The organism is Chitinophaga cymbidii (genome assembly GCF_007992715.1).
GTDB lineage: Bacteria > Bacteroidota > Bacteroidia > Chitinophagales > Chitinophagaceae > Chitinophaga > Chitinophaga cymbidii.
On sequence record NZ_BKAU01000003.1, the window covers coordinates 144,173 to 168,311 of the forward strand.

General features: G+C 54.0%; 27 protein-coding genes. 25 read left to right on the forward strand and 2 right to left on the reverse strand.

What is annotated here, in order from left to right; genetic code table 11:
- Position 1: 1 nt before the first annotated feature.
- From CCY01nite_RS16150 to CCY01nite_RS16220, 15 genes are all read left to right on the forward strand, one after another.
- Complete coding sequence (locus tag CCY01nite_RS16150; RefSeq protein WP_146863939.1) at positions 2–568, forward strand: RNA polymerase sigma factor; 567 nt, start codon at positions 2–4, stop codon at positions 566–568.
- A gap of 51 nt (positions 569–619) precedes the next feature.
- Positions 620–964 carry a hypothetical protein gene (locus CCY01nite_RS16155; protein ID WP_146863942.1) on the forward strand — a complete coding sequence of 115 codons (345 nt, stop codon included), beginning with the start codon at positions 620–622 and terminating at the stop codon, positions 962–964.
- Positions 964–1,497: a periplasmic heavy metal sensor gene (locus CCY01nite_RS16160; RefSeq protein WP_146863945.1), complete on the forward strand. Its 534-nt coding sequence runs from the start codon at positions 964–966 to the stop codon at positions 1,495–1,497. The genes CCY01nite_RS16155 and CCY01nite_RS16160 overlap by 1 nt, the downstream gene beginning before the upstream one ends.
- Before the next feature lie 35 nt (positions 1,498–1,532).
- Positions 1,533–1,937, forward strand: a complete 405-nt coding sequence (locus CCY01nite_RS16165; RefSeq protein ID WP_146863948.1) for a DUF4890 domain-containing protein — start codon at positions 1,533–1,535, stop codon at positions 1,935–1,937.
- A gap of 229 nt (positions 1,938–2,166) precedes the next feature.
- Entirely contained in the window at positions 2,167–3,639 is a 1,473-nt protein-coding gene (gene cls, locus CCY01nite_RS16170) for a cardiolipin synthase (RefSeq protein ID WP_146863950.1), read from the forward strand.
- 55 nt (positions 3,640–3,694) lie between these two features.
- A complete protein-coding gene (locus tag CCY01nite_RS16175; RefSeq protein WP_146863953.1) occupies positions 3,695–4,906 on the forward strand; it encodes an ATP-binding protein in 1,212 nt (403 codons plus the stop codon).
- Positions 4,907–4,993: 87 nt separating this feature from the next.
- Entirely contained in the window at positions 4,994–5,269 is a 276-nt protein-coding gene (locus CCY01nite_RS16180; RefSeq protein ID WP_146863956.1) for an ArsR/SmtB family transcription factor, read from the forward strand.
- A 303-nt stretch (positions 5,270–5,572) separates the two neighbouring features.
- Positions 5,573–6,055, forward strand: a complete 483-nt coding sequence (locus CCY01nite_RS16185) for an acyl-CoA thioesterase (RefSeq protein ID WP_146863959.1) — start codon at positions 5,573–5,575, stop codon at positions 6,053–6,055.
- Positions 6,056–6,140: 85 nt separating this feature from the next.
- Positions 6,141–6,749, forward strand: coding sequence for a TetR/AcrR family transcriptional regulator (locus CCY01nite_RS16190; RefSeq protein WP_146863962.1), 609 nt, complete (start codon positions 6,141–6,143; stop codon positions 6,747–6,749).
- Between the two features lie 48 nt (positions 6,750–6,797).
- Positions 6,798–8,057, forward strand: coding sequence for a TolC family protein (locus tag CCY01nite_RS16195; protein ID WP_146863965.1), 1,260 nt, complete (start codon positions 6,798–6,800; stop codon positions 8,055–8,057).
- A 1-nt stretch (position 8,058) separates the two neighbouring features.
- Complete coding sequence (locus CCY01nite_RS16200; protein ID WP_146863968.1) at positions 8,059–8,961, forward strand: HlyD family secretion protein; 903 nt, start codon at positions 8,059–8,061, stop codon at positions 8,959–8,961.
- Between the two features lie 4 nt (positions 8,962–8,965).
- On the forward strand, positions 8,966–9,880 hold the full coding sequence (locus CCY01nite_RS16205; protein ID WP_146863971.1) for an ABC transporter ATP-binding protein: 915 nt from the start codon (positions 8,966–8,968) through the stop codon (positions 9,878–9,880).
- The gene (locus CCY01nite_RS16210) at positions 9,877–10,611 is read left to right on the forward strand and encodes an ABC transporter ATP-binding protein (RefSeq protein ID WP_146863974.1); all 735 of its coding nucleotides are present in this window, start codon (positions 9,877–9,879) and stop codon (positions 10,609–10,611) included. The genes CCY01nite_RS16205 and CCY01nite_RS16210 overlap by 4 nt, the downstream gene beginning before the upstream one ends.
- A 3-nt stretch (positions 10,612–10,614) precedes the next feature.
- Positions 10,615–11,721: an ABC transporter permease gene (locus tag CCY01nite_RS16215; RefSeq protein WP_146863977.1), complete on the forward strand. Its 1,107-nt coding sequence runs from the start codon at positions 10,615–10,617 to the stop codon at positions 11,719–11,721.
- Complete coding sequence (locus CCY01nite_RS16220; RefSeq protein ID WP_146863980.1) at positions 11,721–12,839, forward strand: ABC transporter permease; 1,119 nt, start codon at positions 11,721–11,723, stop codon at positions 12,837–12,839. Before CCY01nite_RS16215 ends, CCY01nite_RS16220 begins: the two co-directional genes overlap by 1 nt.
- A 111-nt stretch (positions 12,840–12,950) precedes the next feature.
- On the opposite strand, the gene CCY01nite_RS16225 is transcribed toward CCY01nite_RS16220, so the two are convergent.
- Positions 12,951–14,369, reverse strand: a complete 1,419-nt coding sequence (locus tag CCY01nite_RS16225; protein WP_146863983.1) for an aminotransferase-like domain-containing protein — start codon at positions 14,367–14,369, stop codon at positions 12,951–12,953.
- Between the two features lie 72 nt (positions 14,370–14,441).
- Here CCY01nite_RS16225 and CCY01nite_RS16230 point away from each other — a divergent pair, with 72 nt between their 5' ends.
- From CCY01nite_RS16230 to CCY01nite_RS16275, 10 genes are all read left to right on the forward strand, one after another.
- Positions 14,442–14,921 (forward strand): DinB family protein, encoded by a 480-nt coding sequence (locus tag CCY01nite_RS16230; RefSeq protein WP_146863986.1) that lies wholly within the window; start codon positions 14,442–14,444, stop codon positions 14,919–14,921.
- Complete coding sequence (locus CCY01nite_RS16235) at positions 14,922–15,401, forward strand: methylated-DNA--[protein]-cysteine S-methyltransferase (protein ID WP_146863989.1); 480 nt, start codon at positions 14,922–14,924, stop codon at positions 15,399–15,401.
- Between the two features lie 138 nt (positions 15,402–15,539).
- A complete protein-coding gene (locus CCY01nite_RS16240) occupies positions 15,540–16,967 on the forward strand; it encodes a pyridoxal phosphate-dependent decarboxylase family protein (RefSeq protein WP_146863992.1) in 1,428 nt (475 codons plus the stop codon).
- An 82-nt stretch (positions 16,968–17,049) separates the two neighbouring features.
- Positions 17,050–17,961 carry an EamA family transporter gene (locus CCY01nite_RS16245; protein WP_186831090.1) on the forward strand — a complete coding sequence of 304 codons (912 nt, stop codon included), beginning with the start codon at positions 17,050–17,052 and terminating at the stop codon, positions 17,959–17,961.
- Entirely contained in the window at positions 17,945–18,880 is a 936-nt protein-coding gene (locus tag CCY01nite_RS26645; RefSeq protein ID WP_186831091.1) for a GNAT family N-acetyltransferase, read from the forward strand. The genes CCY01nite_RS16245 and CCY01nite_RS26645 overlap by 17 nt, the downstream gene beginning before the upstream one ends.
- A gap of 1 nt (position 18,881) precedes the next feature.
- Positions 18,882–19,322 carry a GNAT family N-acetyltransferase gene (locus CCY01nite_RS16255; RefSeq protein ID WP_146863998.1) on the forward strand — a complete coding sequence of 147 codons (441 nt, stop codon included), beginning with the start codon at positions 18,882–18,884 and terminating at the stop codon, positions 19,320–19,322.
- A 14-nt stretch (positions 19,323–19,336) separates the two neighbouring features.
- Complete coding sequence (locus CCY01nite_RS16260) at positions 19,337–19,894, forward strand: NUDIX domain-containing protein (protein WP_146864001.1); 558 nt, start codon at positions 19,337–19,339, stop codon at positions 19,892–19,894.
- A gap of 18 nt (positions 19,895–19,912) precedes the next feature.
- Positions 19,913–20,689, forward strand: coding sequence for a 23S rRNA (guanosine(2251)-2'-O)-methyltransferase RlmB (gene rlmB, locus CCY01nite_RS16265; protein WP_146864004.1), 777 nt, complete (start codon positions 19,913–19,915; stop codon positions 20,687–20,689).
- A 23-nt stretch (positions 20,690–20,712) separates the two neighbouring features.
- Positions 20,713–21,561 carry a hydroxymethylglutaryl-CoA lyase gene (locus CCY01nite_RS16270; protein WP_146864007.1) on the forward strand — a complete coding sequence of 283 codons (849 nt, stop codon included), beginning with the start codon at positions 20,713–20,715 and terminating at the stop codon, positions 21,559–21,561.
- A 9-nt stretch (positions 21,562–21,570) separates the two neighbouring features.
- A complete protein-coding gene (locus tag CCY01nite_RS16275; RefSeq protein WP_146864009.1) occupies positions 21,571–22,554 on the forward strand; it encodes a GSCFA domain-containing protein in 984 nt (327 codons plus the stop codon).
- A 67-nt stretch (positions 22,555–22,621) separates the two neighbouring features.
- Here CCY01nite_RS16275 and CCY01nite_RS16280 read toward each other — a convergent pair whose 3' ends face one another.
- Positions 22,622–24,127, reverse strand: coding sequence for an MFS transporter (locus CCY01nite_RS16280; RefSeq protein ID WP_146864012.1), 1,506 nt, complete (start codon positions 24,125–24,127; stop codon positions 22,622–22,624).
- Between the last annotated feature and the right edge of the window lie 12 nt (positions 24,128–24,139).

Genomic DNA, 24,139 nt, shown 5'->3' on the forward strand with positions numbered 1-24,139 from the left:
ATTGACGGATATCATAGCACATTTGAAGCAGGGGAGCGAGACGGCCTTCAGGCAACTGGTAGGCCAGTGGCAGGGCATGGTATACAACACCGCTCTCGGTATCCTGCAGAATGCGGAGGATGCGGAAGACGTGTCGCAGGAAGTGTTCATGCAAGCCTATGAATCCATCGGAACATTCAAAGGGGAATCACAGATATCTACCTGGCTGTACCGCATTACGGTCACCAAGTGCCTGGACCATCTGCGGAAGAAAGGCCGCAAAAAGCGGTGGGGGAAGGTGTACAGCCTGTTCGGCCAGCAGAATGAACTGATCATCGATCCGCCGGATTTCCATCATCCCGGCGTTGCGCTGGCGAATAAAGAGCGGGCCAACCTGTTATTCAGGGCCATTGCCCGTTTGCCGGACAGCCAGAAGGCCGCTTTTGTGCTGCACAAGCTGGAAGGGCTGAACAGTAAAGAGATCGCATCCGCTATGGATTCCAGCGTATCCGCCGTGGAAGGGCTCCTGCACAGGGCCAGGCAGAACCTGCGGCAGCAGCTCGAAGATTATTATCGGCAGGAAGATTAAAAAATCCGCAAGTTTTCAAGTGTTTTATCGTCTAATTTAAATACAGCGATTATGGAAAAGAGACGGGATATTGAATATGAGGTAGAAAGCACCCTCAACAGCCTCGACGGGGCGCAAAGGGCGGAGCCGGGAGAATTCTTTTTCACCCGGTTGCAGGCCCGCATGCGGCAATCCGGCGCAACGGATGCGTGGGAACGCTTCATCAGCATCATCACCCGGCCTTCCGTGGCCATTACGGGCATAGCGCTGGTGCTCATGCTGAACGCCGGCCTGGCGCTTACACAGCTGAGGCCCTCGCAGGAACGGTCTGAGCAGGCCATGCTGCAGCAAGCCTTTGCGGACGAGTACCAGCTCGGCATCGTTACTTATTATGAATACGAAAAAACAGAACCATAATGAAGGAAGCATTCGCCAGGAATAAGGTGCTGACTGTGCTGGTGCTGATCCTGCTGTTAACGAACATCCTGCTGGTGGTATTCTTCGTCTGGATGAAACCCGCTTCCGGCGATCCGGGAAGATCGGGGCGCGATGACCGCGGGCCCGGCGTAACGGAGCTGCTGAAAAAACAGGTAGGTTTTACAGACGGGCAGATGACACAGTATAAAGCCCTGAAAGAGCAGCATTGGGTTAAAATGAAGCCTTATTTCGGGGAGATCCGCGCTGCGAAAGACAGGTTTTACGGCCTGCTCAGCAGTTCAATAGCAGCGGATTCCCTCACGATCGCCTCGGCGGCGGACTCCATTGCGGCCAAGCAGAAACAGATAGACATGCAGACCTTCCGGCACTTCCAGCAGGTGCGCAATATCTGCACCCCCGCGCAGCAGCCGGCCTTCGATTCCATGGTGCAGCAGGTCATCCGCCGGATGAGCGGCCCCTGGAAGAAAACCGTAAAGAAAGAGAAAGACAGCTTGAATACACAACATCACTAAAAACTCCCGTCAAACAACCCTCTAAACGATCCATCATGAAACAAAAGATCATGCTTTTGCTGGCCTTTGCGCTGGCCTTGAACATCAGTGCCTTTGCACAGCAGGGCGGCGGTCAGCGCCGTTCCGTGGAAGAGCGTGTGAAAGCTACCATTGAAAGGCTCACCAGCGAGCTGCAACTCACCAAAGAGCAGCAGGTGAAACTGGATACGGTATTCACCGATTCCTTTAAAGCCATGCAGAAAATGCGCGAAGATGCGCAGGCATCCGGCAACCGCCCGGACCGCGCGGCTTTTGAAAAGCTTAACACAGAAAGAAATGAAAAAGTAAAGGGCATCCTCAATGCTGAGCAGTACAAAAAGTATGAGGAGCAAATGCAGGCCATGCGCCAGCGCGGTGGTAACCGTGGCGGCGGTGGCGGCGCCCGCGGCGGCGGAAGATAGTTCCGCTCCGCTCATGACTTTGGCCGTATTATGCTGCACTATAACGTAGAAGAATGCACGCAGCATAGTACGGCCTTTTTTGTGCCCTCACGTCCGGAACACCGCCCGCCTTATTACCGCCCCACGCCCCGTTCCGCGCCCGCCCGCTTTACTTCCTTGCACCCGTGCCCGCCGAACACCTTTTGCTATCGCTGAATAACGTATTATTGTATACGTTTATCAACTCGATATGTGGCAATTCCTCCTGGATCACTGGCAATCCATCGGCATCATCATCCTGTACGGCCTCACTACGCTGGTGGCCATCAAAGCCCTGCTGGAAACAAAGACCACCGGCAAAACGCTGGCATACCTCATGCTGCTGTTCTTCATCCCCGGCATCGGGGTGCTGGTGTACCTCATCGTAGGCATGAACAGGAGAGTGAACCGCATTTACAGCCGCAAATGGCTCAGCAACGTGCGGTTGTCCGAACGCCTGAAAGCCTACCTGCAGCAGGAAAACCGGCAGACGCTCGTGGAGCATTCAGACCTGGTGAGCAACAAAACAGGCATCGCCCGCCTTTTGTTCCGTGATTCACTTTCTCCCATTACGGCAGACAACGAGGCCATCCTCCTCATCAACGGCGAAGAAAAATTCCCCCTGCTGCTGGAAACCCTCCGCGCCGCAAAACATCACATCCACCTCGAATACTACATCTTCGAAGAAGATATCATCGGCCGCGAGGTCATGGAAGTGCTGAAAGAAAGAGCACGGGCCGGCGTGGAAGTACGTTTCATATACGATGATTTCGGCAGCGGCGACATCAACCGCCGCTTCCTGAAACAGATGCGCGCCGCCGGCATCCAGGTGTTCCCTTTCTACCGGGTACGGCTACTCGCTAACCGGCTCAATTACCGGAACCACCGCAAGATCGTGGTGGTGGACGGACATACCGGTTTCATCGGCGGTATCAATGTGGCAGACCGCTATATCAATGATCCCCGGTACCGCGATGCCCACCCCAAATGGCCCTTCTGGCGCGACACGCATCTTTGCATCAAAGGCGCCGGCGTGCACACGCTGCAGTTCCTTTTTATGGGCGACTGGAATTTCTGCGCGGAAATGGACATGCCCATCACGCAGGAATATTTCCCCGATATCCCCGATACCGGCGACGACCTCGTGCAGATCGCCGCGAGCGGACCGGATTCCGAACGCTCTTCCATCATGCTGTCCTACCTCGCCGCCATCAACCAGGCCGAACGCTCCGTATTCATCACCACGCCTTATTTCATCCCCAACGATTCCATCCTGAACGCATTGCAGCAGGCCGCGCTCTCCGGCCGCGACGTTCGCCTGCTCGTGCCTTCCGAAAGCGACAGCAAAGTGGTGAACAAAGCATCCGAATCCTTCTTTGAAGACCTGCTCACCTGCGGCGTACGCATCTTCCGCTACAACAAAGGGTTCGTACATGCGAAAACGATGGTGGTGGACGAGAACCTTTCCGTGATAGGCACCGCCAACATGGACATCCGCAGCTTTGATTTCAATTTCGAAGTGAATGCGTTCGTGTACAGCAAGGAAATGAACTGGAAACTCACCGAAACCTTTTTGCAGGACCTGCTGCATTGCACCGAGCTCACGCTGGAAACATGGGTGGAGCGGGGGCGGTGGAAGCGGCTAGGGGAGGCCGTGGTGCGGCTTTTCTCACCCTTGCTGTAAAAGTTTTCTCTATAAATGAAACTTTCCCTATTTTTGTATAAAATTTCATTTATACATGAAATTAATAGAAAGACCTGTTTACACAGGAAGGATAATTCCTTTTATCAACAAACAAATCATTAAGGTATTAACCGGACAGCGTCGTGTCGGGAAAAGCTATGTTTTGCTTCAGTTAATGGACCATATCCGCAGCACTGATCCAGCAGCAAACATTGTGTATATCAATATGGAACTGGATGAGTTTGTTCCCATCAAAACACACGCGGACCTGAGTGCTTATTTGAAAGACAAGTTTCCTTCAGATAAGAATAACTACTTTTTTATAGACGAAGTCCAGGAGGTGGCTGCCTTCGAACGGACCTTACGCAGTTTACTGGCTAAGAATGTTTGTGATATCTACTGTACAGGTAGTAATGCAAATATGCTCTCCGGTGAGCTGGCTACTCATCTCGCCGGCAGGTATGTCGCCTTTCATATACATAGTTTGGGTTATAGGGAGTTTATAACTTTTCATCAATTGGATAATACGCTTGATTCCGTGTTGAAGTATCTACGCTATGGTGGCATGCCTTTTTTGCCAAATATCGGGTTACAGGAAGATCTTCCCTTTGAATACCTGCGTAATGTATATTCCACAATCCTGTTAAAAGATGTTGTAGCTCGTGAAAATATCCGGAATGTTTCTTTTCTGGAGAATCTGGTAGTATATCTGGCGAATAATACCGGTAGCCTGTTCTCGGCAAATAACATAAGCAAATATCTGAAATCGCAACGTGTTGACATGTCGCCCCAACTGACTATTAACTATTTGAGATCGCTTAGCAATTCCTATTTTATACACAAAGTAGCGCGTGCGGAAATAAATGGTCTGAAGATATTTGAGATTGGAGAGAAATATTACTTTGAGGATGTTGGACTGCGCAATGCAATCGTTGGGTTTAACCAGCGCGCAGATATTCATAAGCTGTTGGAAAATGCAGTCTATCTCCATTTGATACAGCAGGATTTCAGCGTTTTTGTTGGAAAAATGGAAGATAAAGAGATTGATTTCATAGGAATTAAAAACGCAACCAAATTGTACGTACAGGTTTGTCTTACACTTGATAACGATGGAACGGCGGCACAACGTGAATTTGGCAATCTCCTGAAGATCGAAGACAATTATCCGAAATATATAGTAACCTTAAATGATATTTCGACTGGCATAAGCAGGGAAGGAATCATTCATGTGAATCTGATAGATTTTCTGACTGCTGATCAAAGCTGAAATACCGGTTTTCAAGGTTCTCTCCAAAAAACAAAAAAAATAAATCGATAGATTTCGATATTTCAAAAAAGTCCCTATATTTGCATCATGAACGCAGCGATAGCGATGGTTGAAAAAGCAGCGAATGCACTCGCAGACAAGCACAGGATGGCGATTCTCATGAATATCGCCTGTAACAACTGTGTCTGCTGCGGAGAGATCAAGGATCTGACCAGCCTTTCGCAACCGACGGTTTCCCATCACATCAAGATCCTCGTGGATAGCGGCGTGCTCATCAGCACAAAAGAAGGCCGCAACATCCAGCTGACGATCAATAAAGAGATGATGAAGCAGCTGTCCATGTTCTTCCTGCAATTGAGTTGACTTTTTTTTGGGTAAATATATCGATATTCTTAAATAAATCTATATAAACTCAACATACATCCAACCGTCAGCCACCGATCCGGCCCGCAGCAATTTGGGCATTGCTGCAGGCCGGGGAGGGGCGGACGGTAGACCAAAAGACGAGTAAAAGATACAATCGTGGGTTGTTAATTAGTAAGACTGCATATTTTCATGATCCCATTGTAACCCTGATGCGTTTAAAACAAATTGACATAGCAATGCCGGGCAGTTTCGCACTGATCCCGGCTTTTTTGTTACATTCACCTTTCAAAATCATGCAATATGATCATCACGGAACCGGAAGCATCCTACCAGGTCCGCTTCAATGATTGCGATCCTTTCGGGCATTTGAACAACGCCGCTTACATCAATTATTTCATGAACGCCCGCGAAGATCATCTGGCCGCTTCCTACGGACTGCACCTGAAGGAATACGCGGCAAAAGGTCTTGGCTGGGTGGTTTCGCAGCACCAGATCGTATATCTGAAACCCGCTTTCGTAGCGGAAAAAGTGCACATCTTTTCCCGCGTGCCGGAATTTTCCAACAGCCACATCCTCGTGGAAATGTGGATGACGGACGAAGCAAAAAAGAAAATAAAATCCTTCCTCTGGTCAAGGTTCGTGCACATCGATCTGAAAACCGGCAAACGCGCCGAACATAACCCGGAACTGATGACGCTCCTGGAACAGATAAAGGTGGATCATACCGGCATCGGCAGCTTTGAAGACAGGGTAGCCGCCGTACAGTCATCCCTCTCCATCTAAAAAAAATCCGCGCAAAAATTTGGAAGATTGTTTCGATTCCCTACCTTTGTCTAGAGTTTAACCAATTGGTTAAATAAATCAGTTGATGCAAACGAACAATACCACAGAACAACAGATCATAGCTGCCGCCAGGAAGATATTTGTGCAGAAAGGTTTAGCAGGAGCGCGCATGCAGGATATTGCGGACGAGGCTGGTATTAACAAGGCGATGCTGCATTACTATTACCGCAGCAAGGACAAATTGTTCGAGATCGTTTTTGATGAAGCCGTTTCGCAGCTGCTGGCAGGGGTGAACGATATTTTCGAGAAGGACATGCCGGCGCGGGAAAAGATAGTGGCGGCGGTAGAACACTACATCACCTCCCTGAACAAGGCGCCGTACCTTCCTTTGTTTGTTGTGCACGAGATCAGTCAGAATCCCGAACGCATCCTGCAGAAATTTTCCAATACGGCGCTGTTGCCGAACATGCGGATGTTCCTGAAAGAGTTGGCGGTGGAAATGGAAAACGGCACAATGCGCAAGGTCGATCCCTGGCAACTGATGGTCAGCCTCATCTCCATGTGCGTGTTCCCCTTCGTTGGAAGACCCTTGCTGCAGGCCATCTTCCAGGTGAATGACAAGGCTTTTGCCAAAACGATGGAAGACAGGAAAAAGTTCATTACCGATTTTGTGCTGACCTCATTGAAGCCCTGATTTTTTTTGCCATGCAATTAACCAAATAGTTAAATAAACGAGTTAATTATGAGATGCTTACCTCCGCTGCTTTTGCTGATGCTGTCCTTACAGCTTTCCGCGCAGGAACCGGTCCTGAGCCTGGACTCCGCGCAGCAGCAAGCGCGGCAAAACTATCCGCTGCTGCGGCAGCAGGAAGTGCAGGACAATATTACGCGCCTGCAGCTCCGCAATATAAAGACGAACTACCTGCCGCAGGTGGAGTTGAACGGACAGGCCACTTACCAGTCCGCCGTGACTTCCATTCCCATCAAGCTACCGAACATGGACATCCCCGAGCTGTCGAAAGACCAGTACAAGGCTACCATCGATGTGAAGCAACTGATCTACGACGGCGGGGCAACGGCCAGCCAGCGCGACTTGCAGCTGGCGCAGCAGCAGGCCGAGAACCAGAAGACCGAAGTGGAATTGTATAAACTGCGGCAGCAGGTATTGCAGGTCTATTTCAACGCGCTGCTCTGGAACGAGCACATCGCCGCGAGGGAGCAGATGATGGCGGAAATGAAACAACGCAAAGAGCGCCTGCAGGCAGGCGTGGAAAACGGCACGGTGCTCGCCAGCCAGGTAGACCAGCTGCAGGCGGAATTACTGAAAACGGAACAGCAGCATTTTGAAGCGAAGACCGGGCGGACGGCCGCATACAAAGTATTGTCGCTGCTCACCGGTAAAGACGTTCCCGAAAACACCCGCCTTCAGCTGCCCGCCGCCGCACAGGAGAAAAGCGAAGCGCTGAACCGTCCGGAGTTACGTTTGTTCAGACTACAGACGGACGTATTGCAGCAGCAATCGAAACTCACCGGCACCCGCGCCATGCCGAAGGTCAGCGCATTTGCACAAGGCGGCTACGGCAGGCCCGGCCTCAACATGTTGGAAAACAAATTCGATTTTTATTACCTCGCCGGCCTCCGCCTGAACTGGACGCTCTGGAACTGGCGGAAGGACCGCACCGAACGCGCCATCATCCGCGAGCAGGAAGAGAACATACAAACGCAATCCGACGCCTTTGCGCTGAATACCCGCGTGCAGCTGCAGCAGCAGTCTTCCGAGATCGCCAACCTCACCGGCGCCATTGAAAGGGACAGGGAGATCGTGGAGCTGCGCACGAAAGTAAAGAACGTGTCCGCCGCGCAGCTGGACAACGGCGTGCTCACGGTGCATGATTACCTCACGGACCTCAATGCCGAAACGCAGGCGGTGATCGCGCAGCGCACGCACGAGATCCAGTTGGTGTACGCAACATTATATTACCAGGTTATTAAAGGATATTAATATGAACTATACAACCCTCACGGCTATACTTTTTACCGTTCTCTTCGCCGCCTGCAATTCCAATGACGATGCGGCCGATGCCTATGGCAATTTTGAATCCACGGAGATCATCGTGTCCGCCGAAGCCACCGGCAGGATCCTGCAGTTCGATGTGGAAGAAGGCGCGGTACTGCCCGCCCATGCTGTTGTAGGCGGCATCGATTCCACGCAGCTGAACCTGAAGAAAGCGCAGCTGGGCGCCAATATCAAAGCCGTGCTCAGCAAGCGGCCGGACGTTTCGCCGCAGCTGGAAGTGATCCGCCAGCAGATCGCCACGCAGCAGCGGGAGAAAAAAAGAGTGGAAAACCTGCTCAAGGCCAATGCCGCCACCACCAAGCAGCTGGACGATATCAACGCGCAGATAGCCGTACTGGAAAAGCAGTACGCCTCCACCGCATCGTCCCTCAACACGCAGGTCAGCGGCCTGACCAGCGAAACGCAGCCGCTGCAGTACCAGGTGGAACAGGTGCAGGAGCAGCTCGCGCAGTCCCGCATCGTGAATCCCGTACAAGGCACGGTGCTCACGAAGTACGTAGAGAATGGCGAAGTGGTGAACTTCGGCAAGCCGCTGTACAAAATTGCAGACCTCCGCACCATGTACCTCCGCGCCTACATCGCCGGGGACCAGCTGGGGCAGTTCAAGGTAGGGCAGGCCGTTACCGTGCAGACAGACCTGCCGGACGGCGCCATGAAAAGCTGGAACGGCACCGTAAGCTGGGTTGCGTCTGAAGCGGAGTTCACGCCCAAGACCATCCAGACGAAAGACGAACGGGTACAGCTCGTATACGCATTGAAGGTAAAAGTACAGAACGACGGCAGCCTGAAGATCGGCATGCCCGGAGAGATCAGGTTATCTAAAAACTAACGGTATGCAACCTATCGTAGTACAACACATTCATAAAAGCTTCGGCAGCGTAAAAGCGCTGCATGATATTTCGTTCACGGTGGAAGAAGGCGAACTGTTCGGGCTGATCGGTCCCGATGGCGCCGGCAAATCAACGCTGTTCCGCATCCTCGCCACTTTATTGCTGGCGGACAAAGGCAACGCTTATGTGAACGGATCGGACGTGGTGAAAGATTACCGTTCCGTCCGCCGCCATGTAGGCTACATGCCGGGGCGTTTCTCGCTGTACCAGGACCTCACCATCGCGGAAAACCTCAACTTCTTCGCTACCATCTTTTCCACATCGGTAGAAGAAAACTATGAGCTGATCCGCGATATCTACGAGCAGATCGCGCCGTTCAAAGACAGGCCGGCGGGCAAGCTCTCCGGCGGCATGAAGCAGAAGCTGGCGCTGTGCTGCGCACTCGTGCACAAGCCCCGCGTTCTTTTCCTCGATGAGCCCACCACCGGCGTAGACCCCGTATCGCGGCAGGAGTTCTGGGAAATGCTGAAGCGCCTCAAATCGAAAGGCATTCCCATCCTCGTATCCACGCCCTACATGGATGAAGCCATGCTCTGCGATAAAGTAGCGCTGATCCAGAAAGGCGAGATCATGCAGATCAACACGCCCGCCGCCATCGTAGCCGGTTTCGGCCGGCAGGTATGGGCCGTTCGCGCAAAGAATATGTATCATCTGCTGAAAGACATCCGCGCATTTGAAGGCACGCACAGCTGTTTCGCTTTCGGTGAATTCCTGCACGTAACGCTGGATACGGACGAAAGCGCGCTGCAGAAGTACCTGCGGCCATTGCAGCATGAAGACCTGGTCATCCGTCCCGCGCAGCCCGGCATAGAAGATTCCTTTATGCAGCTGATGCTGGAACAAAATGAAACGACATGAGTAAGCAATATGCGATCGTCACCAAAGCGCTGACCAAACGTTTCGGTCATTTTACCGCCACCGACGCCATCACCTTTGAAGTGGAGCAGGGCGAGATCTTCGGTTTCCTCGGCGCCAACGGCGCGGGAAAGACTACCGCCATGCGCATGCTCTGCGGGTTGCTCACGCCTACCAGCGGCGAGGCCACCATCGCCGGTTATGATATTTATAAACAAACCGAGCAGGTGAAGAAACGCATCGGTTATATGAGCCAGAAGTTCTCGCTCTACGAAGATCTCACCGTGAAAGAGAACATCCGCTTCTACGCCGGTATTTACGGCCTCAGCAACCAGCAGATCAAAGAGAAAACAGCCGAACTGCTGCGCAAGCTGCAGATGGAAAAAGAAGGCGGCCAGCTGGTCAGCTCCCTGCCCCTCGGCTGGAAGCAGAAATTGTCCTTCTCCATCGCCGTGATCCACGATCCGTCCATCGTATTCCTGGATGAGCCTACCGGCGGGGTAGATCCCATCACCCGGCGGCAGTTCTGGGACCTCATCTATGAAGCGGCGGACCGCGGCGTCACCATTTTTGTGACCACGCACTACATGGATGAAGCCGAGTACTGCAACCGCATTTCCATCATGGTAGACGGGAAGATCAAAGCGCTGGACACGCCGCGCAAATTGAAAGAACAATTCAACGCTGATTCCATGAATGACGTATTCCTGCAATTAGCAAGAGCCAAATCATAAATTATGCGCCAGTTCCTGGTTTTTGTACGAAAAGAATTTTATCACATCTTCCGCGACAAACGTACGCTGCTGATCCTGTTCGGCATGCCCGTAGTGCTGATCGTGCTGTTCGGTTTCGCCATCACCAACGAGATACACAAAGCGCAGATCGCGGTGCTGGACAATGCCAGGGATGCCTTCAGCAGCCGCCTGGTGAGCCGGCTCACCGCTTCAGGTTACTTTGAAGTGAACCGCTACCTGTCTTCCCGCGCGGAAGTAGAACCCGCTTTCCGGGAAGGCGATATCAAGCTGGTGGTAGTGATCCCTGAAAAGTTCGGGCACAACTTCCATCACGCAAAGAAAGCGCCGCTGCAGCTCATCACCGATTCCTCCGATCCCAATACCGCCACCACATTGACCAATTACGCCAACGCCATTGTGATGCAGTACCAGGAAGAAATGGGCGGAAAAATGGAGCTGCCGTTAACGATACAGACCGCGGTGCGGATGGAATACAATCCCTCGCTCAAAGGCGTCTTCCTCTTTGTACCGGGCGTGATGACGCTCATCCTGATGCTCGTGTCCGCCATGATGACCTCCATCACCATCACGCGGGAGAAGGAGCTGGGCACGATGGAAATATTGCTGGTATCGCCGTTGCGGCCGCTGCTCATCATCGCCGGGAAAGTAGTGCCCTACATCGGCCTGTCCTTCATCATTTCCCTGCTGATCCTCGCGATGGGGGCGGGCGTATTCGCCATGCCCGTCAAAGGCAGCCTGGTATTGCTGCTGCTGGAATGCATATTGTTCGGATTAACGGCCCTGTCGCTCGGCATTCTCATATCCACCATCACCAATTCGCAGCAAACCGCCATGATGATCTCCATGATGGGCCTGCTGCTGCCCACCATCCTGTTATCCGGTTTCGTATTTCCGCTGGAAAGCATGCCCGTGGCCCTGCAGGTGATCTCGAATATTTTCCCGGCAAAATGGTTCATCATCATCCTGAAAAGCATCATGCTCAAAGGCGGCGGCCTGCAGCAGGTATGGCTGCCCACGCTGATCCTCAGCGGCATGACGCTCTTTTTCCTCGCACTGAGTATCCGCAACTTTAAATCAAGACTAAGCTGATGCGTACCATCTTCTTCATATTACAGAAAGAGTTCCTGCAGATCTTCCGCAACCGCTCCATGCTGCCCATCATCTTCGTGGTGCCCGTGGTGCAGTTGCTGGTGCTCTCTTTCGCCGCTAATTACGAGATCAAAAACCTGACGGTGGATATCATCGACCAGGACGGCTCCACCTGGAGCCGCCAGCTGCGGGACAAACTGCTGGCCTCGGACTACTTTTCCCTCTACCGCCAGACCTACGATCCCAAAGAAGCGTACAACGATCTGGCAATGGACCGTGCGGACCTGGTGCTGACCATTCCGCCGCATTTCGAGCGCGACCTCGTGCGGGAAGATGAAGCCAGCCTGCAAATGATGGTGAACGCCATCAACGGCAGTAAAGCGGGACTGGCAGCGGGTTACGCCAGCAGCATCATCGGCAGCTTCAACCGGCAGATACGGCTGGACTGGCTGGCGCTCGACGAAGACAACGGCCCCGCCCGCATTGCGGTGGACTTCCGGTACTGGTACAACCCGGATATGAACTACAAGTATTTCATGGTGCCCGGCATCCTCGGCGTGCTGGTGACGCTGATAGGCGGTTTCCTCTCCGGCATGAACATCGTAAAAGAGAAAGAAATGGGTACCATAGAGCAGTTAAACGTAACGCCTATACGCAAGTTCCATTTCATCACCGGCAAGCTCCTGCCGTTCTGGATCATCGCCCTGTTCGAGCTGGCCTTCGGACTGCTGGTGGGCAAGCTGGTGTTCGGGCTGCCGGTGGTGGGCAATATCGGATGGGTGTTCCTGTATGCCGCGGTGTATTTGCTGGCGATACTGGGCCTCGGCCTGCTGATCTCCACGTTTACGGACACACAGCAGCAGTCCATGTTCATTTCATGGTTCTTCCTGATCATTTTTATATTGATGGGCGGCCTGTTCACGCCGGTGGAAAGCATGCCGGAATGGGCGCAGCAGATCACTTTGTTTAACCCCGCAGCGTATTTCATCAAGGTGATAAGGATGGTCATGCTGAAGGGAAGCGGCTGGGAAGACATCCGTTATTACTTCGGCATCATGTTCGTGTTTGCGGCGGTGATCAATGGTGTTGCCATCTGGAACTACCGTAAAACCGTTTAGTAAACAGTTGTAGGGTAACAGTCGGCCGGGGCTTTGCTGCCCTGGCCTCTTTTTTTACAAGCGTTGCGCCGGGCACAGCAGTTTTGAAGATGTCCGTCCGCACGTTTGCCGCTACAACAATTGATGCGCCAGCTTGCCGATGGTCTTCAATCCGTCATCCACCTGTTTGCTCCACGGGTTGCTGTGGCTGATCCGCAGGCAGTTGGTATACCGGTCCTGCAAAGAAAATATCCTGCCCGGCGCAAAGCTTACTTTCTTTTTCATGGCGAGATCATATAGCTCAAAGGTGTTGATGGACTTATTCAATTCCAGCCACAGCACGTATCCGCCCTGCGGGCGGGTCACGCAGGTATCTTCGGGGAAGTAGTCCGCGATCGCCTGCTGATAGCGCAGGCATTGGGTATGCAGCATCTTGCGGAGGTTGCGGAGGTGGTGCTCGTAACGGCCGTTTTCCAGGAAATGCGCGATGGCGGCTTGCGGCAGCGTGGCGCTGGATACGGTATGGTTGAGCTTGAGGCGCAGCACTTTGTCCTTGTACTTGCCGGGCATCGTCCAGCCCACGCGGTACCCGGGGGCGAGGGATTTGGAAAAGGAATTGCACAGCAGCACATTGCCGTGGCGGTCGTATTGCTTGCAGCTGGAAGGGCGCGTTTTGCCGAAATACAGATCAGCGTAAATATCATCCTCGATCAGCGGGATATCATATTTATTCACCAGCTTCACCAGTTCCCGTTTATGCTTGTCCGGCATACAGGCGCCGAGCGGATTGGAAAAGTTGGTGACGAACACGCAGGCTTTTATTTTGAACTTGGGGATGGCTTTGTCGAGATACTCCAGGTCAACTCCTGTAACGGGATTGGTGGGCACTTCCAGCACTTTCAGCCCCAGGCTTTCCGCCAGTTGGAAGGTGCCGCTGTAGGCGGGGCTTTCCAGCGCTATCACATCACCGGGCTGGGTGGTGGCGGAGAGGCATAGCGTCAGCGCGTCCATACAGCCGGTGGTGGTCACGATGTCATCTTCGGTGAAAGTGGTCACGCCCCAGTGCATGTTCATCCGCGCGATCTGCCGCCGCAGCAGGTGGTTGCCCTGCAGGCTTTCATAGTTCACGCCGCCTGCCGGCAGGGAGCGCATGGCCTGGATGAGGGACTTGCTGAGCTTCGCTGCAGGCAGCAGTACTTCCGGCGGCACCGCCACGTTGAAGCGCAGCACATCGTCAGGGGAGAGGTGGTTGAACACTTCGGTGATCATATCGCTCACGTTCACTTCAGACGCCTTTTTCACCGGACGGCAGGGCTTTGGCATCTCCGGCAGGCGGCGCGGCGAAAAGCGCACGTAGTAACCGGATTTCGGCCGCGGCTCAATGAAGCCCTTGCTTTCCAGGTGATAGTACGCCTGGAAGACCGTGCTCATGCTGATGCCGTGCTCTTTGCTCAGGGAGCGGACGGAAGGCAGTTTATCCCCCGTTTTCATCACTTCCTTTTCGATCATCGCCTGGATGCGTTCCGCCACCTGCATATATAAGTGTTCCATAAAAGATTTATACTGATATGGCCAAATTTACGGAAATGCAATCTGTTTGGTATTTATTTTATAATTTCAATTATGGAACAGATCATCCTGCCTTTTTCGCTCGATAAACGTTTGCGGGTACAGCATCTTGCCCTCGGGGAGATCATTGAGCCCGTATCACAGCAACAGCTGCAAACCGAAGTGCGCCCCGGCAAATGGACCGCCTTCGAGAACGCCGCGCACCTCGCCGCTTTTCATGATGTCTATAAGAAACGCATCGAAAGAATGCTGCAGGAGAACGCGCCTGCGTTCGAACCCTACGTCTGGCAGCAGGACGCCATTTTTGCAAACTTTAAAGGTATGACGAAGGAAGCGTTGCTGGACCGGTATGTGGACGACCGGAATGCGCTGCTCGCTTTGGTGGACGGCATCTCTGAGGAAGACCTGCAGCGCACGGGCGTGCATGGCGTATACGGCCGTTTCACGATTGTGCAATGGCTGGAAATGTTCGTGCTGCATGAAGCGCATCATCTGTTCACGATCTTTCAGCTGATACACGTAAGGCCGGCGTAAATGGAAGCGAACGAACAACTCATCTATACAGCATCCCCCGTTGGTTTATTGGCGATACACGGCACTGCGGAATACATTTCCGCCGTATCCTTCACCGATGAAAAGAAAGCGGAACCCACGCCGGACGCGCCGCCGCTGCTGCACGCCTGCGCCCTGCAATTGCAGGAATATTTCGAAAAGAAAAGACAGGTGTTCGATCTCCCCATACAACAGCCCGGCACAACGTTTCAGCAAACCGTCTGGCATTACCTCACCACTATTCCCTACGGAGAAACCATCACTTATCTCGCGCTGGCGAAACGCATCGGCAATGTTAAAAGTATCCGCGCGGTAGGCACTACAAACGGACGAAACCAGCTGGCGATCGTGGTGCCCTGCCACCGCGTGATCGGCGCCAACGGCGTGCTTACCGGCTATGCCGGCGGATTGTGGCGCAAGCAATGGCTGCTGGACCATGAAAAGGGCGGCCGCCTGTTCTGATGACGAATGATGTTCGTCATGGATCATTCTTTTTGATCAACCCATCTGATCTGGTCAAAATTTACAAAACTGCATCTGTTTTTTTATTGGAAAATGGTGGAATTTTGAGCTGTCAAATTACAGACTCAATCACAGGTTATGAACGCTTCTTTCCGCCACGACCTCTTGCAATTTCCGGAGCTGCTGCAGCAGACCGCCGCATATGCCGGTGATTTTCTGAGCCGCCTTCATGAAGAGAAAGTGAGCAAGCCCATGCCCGCATTTCCCGCTCCGGCTTTACCGGAAAAGGGTGTAGGGGCTGCGGCTGCGCTGGAGCTTTTTGATAACCGCTTTGGTGATCACCTGGTGGCCAATGCCGGCCCGCGCTACTTCGGTTTCGTGACCGGCGGCGTTACGCCTGCCGCGCTGGCGGGTGACTGGCTGACCAGCACCATAGACATGAACCCGGCGGACAGATCGGCGGTGTCTTTTCACATTGAATCGGACACCATTGCTTTGCTGCGGCAGTTGTTTTCGCTGCCGGAAGATTTTCTCGGCTGTTTTGTAAGCGGCGCCACCATGTCCAATTTCACCGGCCTCGCTACCGCCCGGCAATGGCTGGGCGTACAGCAGGGTGTGGACGTAGCGGCGGAAGGGGTTGGAGCATTGAAGGAGATCAACATATTGTCCGCCACACCGCATTCCAGTATTTCCAAAGCATTGTCCATGCTCGGCCTCGGGCGTAATGCGCTGACGAAGCTGGCAACGCTGCCGGATCGCGAAGCGGTAGACATCAACGCGCTGAAGGCATGGATCAACGAACATCCCGGTCAGCCTTTCATATATATCGCCAGTGCCGGCACCGTGAACACGGTCGATTTTGACGATATCGCGGCACTGGCCGCACTGAAAAAGGAACATCCGTTCTGGTTGCATGTAGATGCGGCCTTCGGTGGCTTTGCCGCTGTCAGTCCCCGCTACAGGCACCTGCTCAACGGCTGGGAAGCGGCGGACAGCATTACCATAGACGCGCACAAGTGGCTGAACGTGCCGTACGATGCCGCGATGATCTTCACCCGGCATCCGCAGCTGCAGCAGGCCGTGTTCCGCAACGAGGGCGCCGCTTACCTTGGCGACCCCGCCGCCAATTTTAATTACATTAACTACGCTCCCGAGAACTCGCGACGGTTGCGCTCGCTGCCGGCGTGGTTCTCCTTGCAGGCATACGGAGCCGAAGGTTACAGGGATATGGTCGAATCCAACATCCGCCTGGCCCGGCAACTGGGAGAACGGCTTGCCAGAAGCGGGCGCTTTCAGTTGCTGGCCCCGGTACGGATGTGTGTTGTGTGCTTTACGCTGAACCATCCCCCGCGGATGCTGGCGGAACATGTGAACCTGTTCCTGCAGCAGCTTGTCAAGCGGGGCATCGTATACGTTACACCCACGGAGTACAAGGGAACGCCCGCCATCAGGGCTGCACTCGTCAACTGGCGCACTACGGACCATGACATCGACAAGGTCATGCATGAACTGGAATCCGCCGCCGCAGCCGTCTCCGACCTGTCCGCCATCATCGGTAACAATTGATTTAGAGGTTGATATTAATATATGCGGCGATGGGTCTCTACCTGTCGCCACGTTTTTTTATTCTTTCATTACATACGCAATCATGAAAAAGCAACATACGAACGCCTACCTGGCATTGATCATCGTCAGCATATTCTGGGGAACCACTTATCTCGCGGCGCGCATCGGCGTACAGCACATGCATGGCATGATGCTCGCCGGTTTGCGGCAGACCGCCGCCGGCGCGATCCTCACCGCATTCTTCCTGATTAAAGGCTACAAGCTGCCGCAGGTGCCCGTTTTATCCAAACTCTTTGTGATCGGGGTGATCATGCTTTGCGGCAGCAACGGCCTGATGACCTGGGCCATGCAATACATTCCCAGCGGCCTCGGCGCCATCATCGCGGCTACGGTGCCTATCTGGATCACCATCTTCAGCTTTTTCCTCGTACAGAAGACCCGCATTTCGGTGCAGCTGGTGATCGGCATGCTGATCGGCCTCGCCGGCATCGGCGGTATCTTTTACGATAACCTCGCGCATCTTATGGAGCCGGAGTACCGCTTCGGGGTGATGCTCATCACGCTGGCCTGCGTGTTCTGGGCGCTGGGCTCCGTGCTTACGGCCAAATGGGCGCTCGGCATCAACTACCTGTACGGCGCGGGTTTCCAGATGCTGTTCAGCGGACTGGTAATGCTGGTGATCGCCGGGCTGATGGGGCAGCACCTGAGCGTAGGGAACTTTACCGGCGAGCTGTGGGGCAGCCTGCTGTACCTGATCTTCATCGGCTCCCTGCTGAGCTACTCCGCTTATGTTTTCGCACTGAACAATTTACCGCCCTCGCTGGTTGCTATTTACGCATACATCAATCCCATTGTGGCCGTGATACTGGGCTGGCTGATCCTGAGCGAAAACCTGAACTGGCTGATGGGCGCGTCCTGCATGGTGACGCTCTTCGGCGTATATCTCGTGAACAACGCATTTAACAAGAATAAAAGTTATGAACGCAGCAAATGACATCCGGGTATTAAGCTGGCATCCGTCCCTGCAGCCGCATTTCGAGCAGCTGAACAAACACTGGATACGCAAGTATTTTTCACTGGAGCAGGTGGACATAGATGTGCTGGAACATCCGCAGGAGCATATCATCGATCATGGCGGCGATATTATTTTCGTGGCCGTGGGCGCACAGGTGGCGGGCACCGTTGCTTACAAGCGGCTGGACGATGAAACAGTGGAAATGACGAAAATGGCGGTGGATGAGGCTTTCCAGGGCAGGAAGCTCGGCTGGCTGCTCGGCACCGCTATTCAGCAGCGCGCGGCGGAAGCCGGTTTTACGAAGATGGTGCTGTATTCCAGCCGTTCGCTGACACCCGCCATCACCATGTATCACAAGCTGGGCTTTGAAGAATCGGAGCTGGAAAAAGGAGGATATGAAAGATGTGATATCAAGATGGGGATCGATCTGCAACCACCGCCGCTGCTGCCTCTCGCCCGGGAATTGCAGGCAACGGTGGAGCAGGCGGCGGAAAAGCTGATGCTCTTTTCCGACGAGGAAGCTGCTTTCAAGCCGGCGCCGGGGAAATGGAGCCACAAGGAGATACTCGGCCATCTCATTGATTCAGCGGTCAACAATTATGCGCGCTTTGTCCGCGGCCAGCAGGCGGATTACACGGAGCTGCCTTCGTACGATCAGGATTTCTGGGTGGACGCGCGGCAGTACCAGCGGGAAGACTGGCAAACGCTGGTATATTTGTGGAAACGGATGAACGGGCATATCGCCGCTATTTTTCCGCTGATATCTTCCGCCGCGCTGGAACATATCTGTGTGATCGGGCAGCATGCGCCCGTAACGTTGCGTTTTGTTGCGGAAGATTACCTCGTTCATTTACGGCATCATCTTTTCCAGATCTTTCCTGTTCAGGCAAACTATTAATATGCAGATCACCACAGCTACTACGGCACACCTGCCGCAACTCGCCGCGCTCTTTGACGCTTACCGTCAGCATTATGAACAGGCGCCGGACCCGGAAGGCGCGAAAGCCTATTTGTCCGAACGCCTTTCCCGGTCGGAAAGCGTGATCTATGTAGCGGTAGACGATGGAACGGTCATCGGCTTTACCCAGCTGTATCCCGTTTTTTCTTCGATAGGGATGAAGAAAGCCTGGATACTGAACGACCTGTTCGTGGACCCGGCGCACCGCCGGAAGGGCGCGGCGCGGGCGCTGATAGCGGCTTCCCGCGCACTGGGAGAAAATACTTCCGCCCGTTACATCATGCTGCAAACGCATATCACCAACAAAAATGCGCAGGCGCTGTACGAGCATACCGGCTTTCAGCGCGATGACGAGTTTTATTACTATTACTTGTCCATTTGATTTATTTTGCGGGCATGGACACACAGCAGAGCCCCTGGCAGATATTGGCCACCGCCGTACAATACGATAACAAATGGATACGGCTCACGGAGCACCAGGTGATCAATCCCGGTGGCGGCAGGGGCATTTACGGCGTGGTGCATTTCAAGAATAAAGCGATCGGTGTGGTGGCGATGGATGCGGAATTGAACATTTACCTGGTAGGGCAATACCGTTTCCCGCTGGAAGCCTTCAGCTGGGAAATACCGGAAGGCGGGGGTCCCCTCGGTGAAGACCCGCTGCTGTCCGCCCAACGCGAGCTGCTGGAAGAAACCGGCCTCGTAGCCGCCCGCTGGGAACCCATCGTGCAGATGCACCTTTCCAACTCCGTCAGCGATGAATCCGGCATCGTATACCTCGCGCGGGAACTGGAACAGCGCACCGCCGAACCCGAAGAAACCGAACAGCTGTTCGTCCGCAAGCTCCCCTTTGCACAAGCCTATCAAATGGTGAAAAACCACGAGATCACCGATTCCCTCTCTGTTGCCGCCATTCAAAAGATTCAACTGATGATGCTGGAAGGGGAGCTTTGATGCGTTATCTTTGCCGCGATGAACCATCGATTCAAACCATCCCCTCCCAAACCGAAGCAGTCTGCCCTCATCATCGGCAGGCAGCCGCTGGTAGAGGCCATGAAGGCCGGGAAGGCCATAGAGCGCATTTTCCTCCTGAAGAACGCTTCCGGGGACATCATTCCCCAGATCCGCCAGCTGGCGGCGGCACAGCGTATTCCCATCAACACCGTGCCCGTAGAGAAGCTCAACAGCCTCACGCAAGCCAACCACCAGGGCGTTGTGGCCATCACGGCGAAGGTAGCGTACCTGGACCTGCAGGACGTGATCTCTCATGTGGTGGACAGCGGAGAAACACCGCTTTTCCTGATCCTGGACGGTATCACCGATGTGCGTAACATCGGCGCCATCGCGCGGAGCGCCGTCTGCTGCGGCGCACAGGCGATCATCATTCCGGACAGGGGCATTGCCGCGCTGAATGAAGAAGCTATCAAATCCTCCGCCGGCGCGCTGGAAAAGATCTCCGTCTGCCGGGTGGACAGCCTGCTGAAAGCCATCGACACCCTTCACCTGAACGGCATCAAAATACTCGCCAGTGAAATGGAAGCCGAACAACAGCTTTTTGACTGCCCCTGGCAGGAGCCGGTGGCGGTGATCATGGGTTCGGAAGACAAAGGCGTGTATCCGGCACTGTTAAAAGCGGCGGACCAGCAGTTCAACATCCCGATGAAGAATAATTTTGAATCTTTCAATGTGTCCGTGGCCGCGGGGATCATCCTGTATGAGGCCATGAAGCAGCGGATGATGGCGAAGTAGGCATATTTTCCTTATTTTTAAGCATGCTCAAATTCATCGAATGCCCCCGCGATGCGATGCAGGGCTGGCCAAAACAGATCTCCACGGCAGACAAGACCGCTTACCTGAACACTTTGCTGGACGTGGGTTTTGACACGCTGGACTTCGGCAGCTTCGTTTCCGCCAAAGCCATCCCCCAGATGGCGGACACGGCGGAAGTGCTGAAAGGGCTGCGCACCGGCAGCCGCACCAAACTGCTGTCTATCGTCGCCAATGTGCGCGGCGCGGAAGAAGCGGTGAGCCATGACGCCATCCATTACCTCGGCTTTCCCTTTTCCATTTCGGAGACCTTTCAATTGCGCAATACCAACAAAACCATCGCGGAAGCGCTGGAACAGGTGCAGACCATCCAGGAGCTGTGCGTGAAGAACAGCAAGCAACTGGTGATCTACATTTCCATGGGCTTCGGCAATCCCTACGGCGATCCGTACGATGCGGCCACCGTGCTGTACTGGGCCAATGCCTTCGCGGAGCTGGAAGTGCCTGTCATTTCCCTGGCGGACACCGTGGGCGTAGCGCAGCCGGCAGGCATCGCGCAGCTCTTTGCGCAGCTCATTCCCGCTTACCCCGAGATCGAGTTCGGCGCCCATTTCCACTCCACGCCGCAAGCCTGGGAAGAAAAGATCGCCGCCGCCTACGACAATGGCTGCCGGCGCTTCGACAGTGCGATCCGCGGCATCGGCGGCTGCCCCATGGCGCAGGATGACCTGGTGGGGAACATCGCCACGGAGAACCTCGTTGCTTTCTGCCGCTCCCGCAACATCACCATACCGCTCGATCCGGAGCAATTCTCAGCGGCCGGCGAATTTGCAGACCGCATATTTCTGCATTAATTTTGCACCATGAACTTCCGCCTCACTTTTCCCGTCGCTCCCCTGGAGCCATCCATCCAGTACAGTGACAAGCTCCTGCTGTCCGGCTCCTGCTTCGCGGAAGAGATCGGCACGCTGTTGCGGCAGCACAAGTTCAACGCCCTCATGAATCCCAACGGCATTCTCTTCAACCCGCTGAGCATCGCGCAAAGCATGCAAAGCTACCTCGACGGAAAGCGGTACACCGCCAAAGACCTCTTTCAGCATGAAGGCCTCTGGCACAGCTGGGACCATCATTCCCGTTTTTCCGCTTCCACCGCAGCGGATGCCCTCGAACATATCAACCACTCACAATCCGCCGCCATACAACGTTTGAAGGAAGCGGACTGGCTCATCATCACCCTCGGCTCCGCCTACGTTTATCATCTGAAAGAAAACAACAAAATGGTGGCGAACTGCCATAAAGTGCCCGACGCCGCTTTTTACAAAAGACTGCTGCCGGCGGACGAGATCATCGCGGCGCTGGACAATATGATGCACCGCCTGTTCTTCACCAACCGCAAAGTGAACATCCTGTTCACCGTCAGCCCCGTGCGGTATGTACGCGACGGGCTGGTGGAAAACAACCTCAGCAAAGCGATCCTGCTGCAATCCGTTCATCATCTGGTTAATAAATTCGACCGGCTTTTTTATTTTCCCGCTTATGAGCTGGTGATAGATGATCTGCGCGACTACCGTTTTTACAAGGAAGACCTGGTGCATCCGAACGAGCTGGCCGTCCGTTATGTGTGGGATCATTTCACCAACGCCTGTTTGCATCCCGAAGGGCAGCAGCTGCTGGCGCAGGTGAAAGATATTCTCCGCGCGCGGCAGCACCGCCCGTTTAACCCCGAAACCCCGCAGCATCAGCAGTTCCTGGCGGCCTATGCTAAAAAGGTGCAGGCGTTGACCGCCGCACATCCTTTCCTGAACATGGAGGAAGAAACTGCGTATTTTTCCGGCAGCCCGCATTAGCGTCCACGAAATAAAAGAGGCCACCCCGCGGGACGGCCTCCTGAAAGAGAATAAATATAAACCTGGCTCATATCTCCGCTACTTCCGCATAGCCGTCTTTTGTTTTTTTCTCACGGATGTATATCACCCCGATCACCATACAGATCAGCGCAATACCGATGGGATAGATCAGCCCCGCAAGGTGATTGCCGGTTTGCTGCACCAGCAGCGTGGCGATCGCGGGCAGCAGGCCGCCGAACACGCCGTTGCCGATGTGATAGGGGAGCGACATGGAAGTGTACCGGATACGAGTAGGGAATAATTCAACGAGGAAGGCGGCTATCGGGCCGTATACCATCGTTACGAATATTACCTGGATGAATACGAGGAACACCAGCCAGGCAAGGTTCGCATTGCTTACCACCACTTCTGTTTTCACATCTGTCTTATCATTCACCGTGGTGGTGATCTCCCTTACCCTGGTGCTGTCCGAATACGTGCGCACCTTGGTGGACTTCTGTACAGATGCGCCGTCCGCATTCGTGGAAATGCTGCCTTCGATGCGGTACATGTTTTCCAGTTCGGTTTTCCGGGAGATGTCCGCCGTGCGGTCCATCGCCGCGTAGATCGGGAAATACGCCAGCGCCGCGATCAGCATGCCCGTCATCATGATTTTCTTGCGGCCTATTTTATCGGATAAGTGGCCGAAGTAAATAAAGAAAGGCGTGCCCAGCAGCAATGCCACTGCGATGATGATATTGGACTGCACAAATTCGATGTGCATGGTATTCTGCAGGAAAGACAGTGCGTAAAACTGACCGGTGTACCATACTACCCCCTGACCCATGGCCGCGCCGAAAAGCGCGAGCAGCACCAGTTTCAGGTTCTCTTTATTGCCGAAGCTTTCTTTCAGCGGATTTTTGGAGGTTTTGCCTTCCGCTTTCAGCTGCGTGAACAGCGGGGATTCCTGCAGCTTGATGCGGATGTAGTAGCTCATCAGTACCAGGAGAACGCTTAACAGGAAAGGAATGCGCCATCCCCATGCGTTGAAGTCGTCCGGCGTCATCAACACGCGGGTCACCAGTATCACGCCGAGCGATACGAAGAGGCCCAGTGTGGCGGTGGTCTGGATGAAGCTCGTGTAGTAACCCCTGCGGTGGTCCGGTGAGTGCTCGGCCACGTAAGTTGCCGCGCCGCCGTATTCCCCGCCGAGCGCGAGGCCCTGCGCCAACCGGAGGATCAGCACCAGGATAGGCGCGAGAATGCCGATGGTGGAATAGCCCGGGATCAGCCCGATCGCAAAGGTAGAGCCGCCCATGATGAGCAGCGTCAGGAGGAAAGTATATTTACGGCCCACCATGTCGCCAAGCCGGCCGAACACGATAGCGCCGAAAGGACGCACGATGAAACCCACGGCAAACGTTGCCAGCGTAGCGATGTAAGCCAGCGTGGGATTGGAATCCGGGAAGAATTTTTCAGAAAGGATAAGAGAAAGGCTGCCAAAGATGTAGAAGTCGTACCATTCGATCAATGTGCCTGCAGACGAGGCAAAGATCACCTGCCATATGTTCTGCTTTGAATGCGATGCGTTCATAATGTGAAATTG

Coding starts and splice junctions, on each gene's coding strand:
- CCY01nite_RS16155 (WP_146863942.1), top strand. CDS start 620: ATGGAAAAGAGACGGGATATTGAATATGAGGTAGAAAGCACCCTCAAC.
- CCY01nite_RS16160 (WP_146863945.1), top strand. CDS start 964: ATGAAGGAAGCATTCGCCAGGAATAAGGTGCTGACTGTGCTGGTGCTG.
- CCY01nite_RS16165 (WP_146863948.1), top strand. CDS start 1,533: ATGAAACAAAAGATCATGCTTTTGCTGGCCTTTGCGCTGGCCTTGAAC.
- cls (WP_146863950.1), top strand. CDS start 2,167: ATGTGGCAATTCCTCCTGGATCACTGGCAATCCATCGGCATCATCATC.
- CCY01nite_RS16175 (WP_146863953.1), top strand. CDS start 3,695: ATGAAATTAATAGAAAGACCTGTTTACACAGGAAGGATAATTCCTTTT.
- CCY01nite_RS16180 (WP_146863956.1), top strand. CDS start 4,994: ATGAACGCAGCGATAGCGATGGTTGAAAAAGCAGCGAATGCACTCGCA.
- CCY01nite_RS16185 (WP_146863959.1), top strand. CDS start 5,573: ATGATCATCACGGAACCGGAAGCATCCTACCAGGTCCGCTTCAATGAT.
- CCY01nite_RS16190 (WP_146863962.1), top strand. CDS start 6,141: ATGCAAACGAACAATACCACAGAACAACAGATCATAGCTGCCGCCAGG.
- CCY01nite_RS16195 (WP_146863965.1), top strand. CDS start 6,798: ATGAGATGCTTACCTCCGCTGCTTTTGCTGATGCTGTCCTTACAGCTT.
- CCY01nite_RS16200 (WP_146863968.1), top strand. CDS start 8,059: ATGAACTATACAACCCTCACGGCTATACTTTTTACCGTTCTCTTCGCC.
- CCY01nite_RS16205 (WP_146863971.1), top strand. CDS start 8,966: ATGCAACCTATCGTAGTACAACACATTCATAAAAGCTTCGGCAGCGTA.
- CCY01nite_RS16210 (WP_146863974.1), top strand. CDS start 9,877: ATGAGTAAGCAATATGCGATCGTCACCAAAGCGCTGACCAAACGTTTC.
- CCY01nite_RS16215 (WP_146863977.1), top strand. CDS start 10,615: ATGCGCCAGTTCCTGGTTTTTGTACGAAAAGAATTTTATCACATCTTC.
- CCY01nite_RS16220 (WP_146863980.1), top strand. CDS start 11,721: ATGCGTACCATCTTCTTCATATTACAGAAAGAGTTCCTGCAGATCTTC.
- CCY01nite_RS16225 (WP_146863983.1), bottom strand. CDS start 14,369: ATGGAACACTTATATATGCAGGTGGCGGAACGCATCCAGGCGATGATC.
- CCY01nite_RS16230 (WP_146863986.1), top strand. CDS start 14,442: ATGGAACAGATCATCCTGCCTTTTTCGCTCGATAAACGTTTGCGGGTA.
- CCY01nite_RS16235 (WP_146863989.1), top strand. CDS start 14,922: ATGGAAGCGAACGAACAACTCATCTATACAGCATCCCCCGTTGGTTTA.
- CCY01nite_RS16240 (WP_146863992.1), top strand. CDS start 15,540: ATGAACGCTTCTTTCCGCCACGACCTCTTGCAATTTCCGGAGCTGCTG.
- CCY01nite_RS16245 (WP_186831090.1), top strand. CDS start 17,050: ATGAAAAAGCAACATACGAACGCCTACCTGGCATTGATCATCGTCAGC.
- CCY01nite_RS26645 (WP_186831091.1), top strand. CDS start 17,945: ATGAACGCAGCAAATGACATCCGGGTATTAAGCTGGCATCCGTCCCTG.
- CCY01nite_RS16255 (WP_146863998.1), top strand. CDS start 18,882: ATGCAGATCACCACAGCTACTACGGCACACCTGCCGCAACTCGCCGCG.
- CCY01nite_RS16260 (WP_146864001.1), top strand. CDS start 19,337: ATGGACACACAGCAGAGCCCCTGGCAGATATTGGCCACCGCCGTACAA.
- rlmB (WP_146864004.1), top strand. CDS start 19,913: ATGAACCATCGATTCAAACCATCCCCTCCCAAACCGAAGCAGTCTGCC.
- CCY01nite_RS16270 (WP_146864007.1), top strand. CDS start 20,713: ATGCTCAAATTCATCGAATGCCCCCGCGATGCGATGCAGGGCTGGCCA.
- CCY01nite_RS16275 (WP_146864009.1), top strand. CDS start 21,571: ATGAACTTCCGCCTCACTTTTCCCGTCGCTCCCCTGGAGCCATCCATC.
- CCY01nite_RS16280 (WP_146864012.1), bottom strand. CDS start 24,127: ATGAACGCATCGCATTCAAAGCAGAACATATGGCAGGTGATCTTTGCC.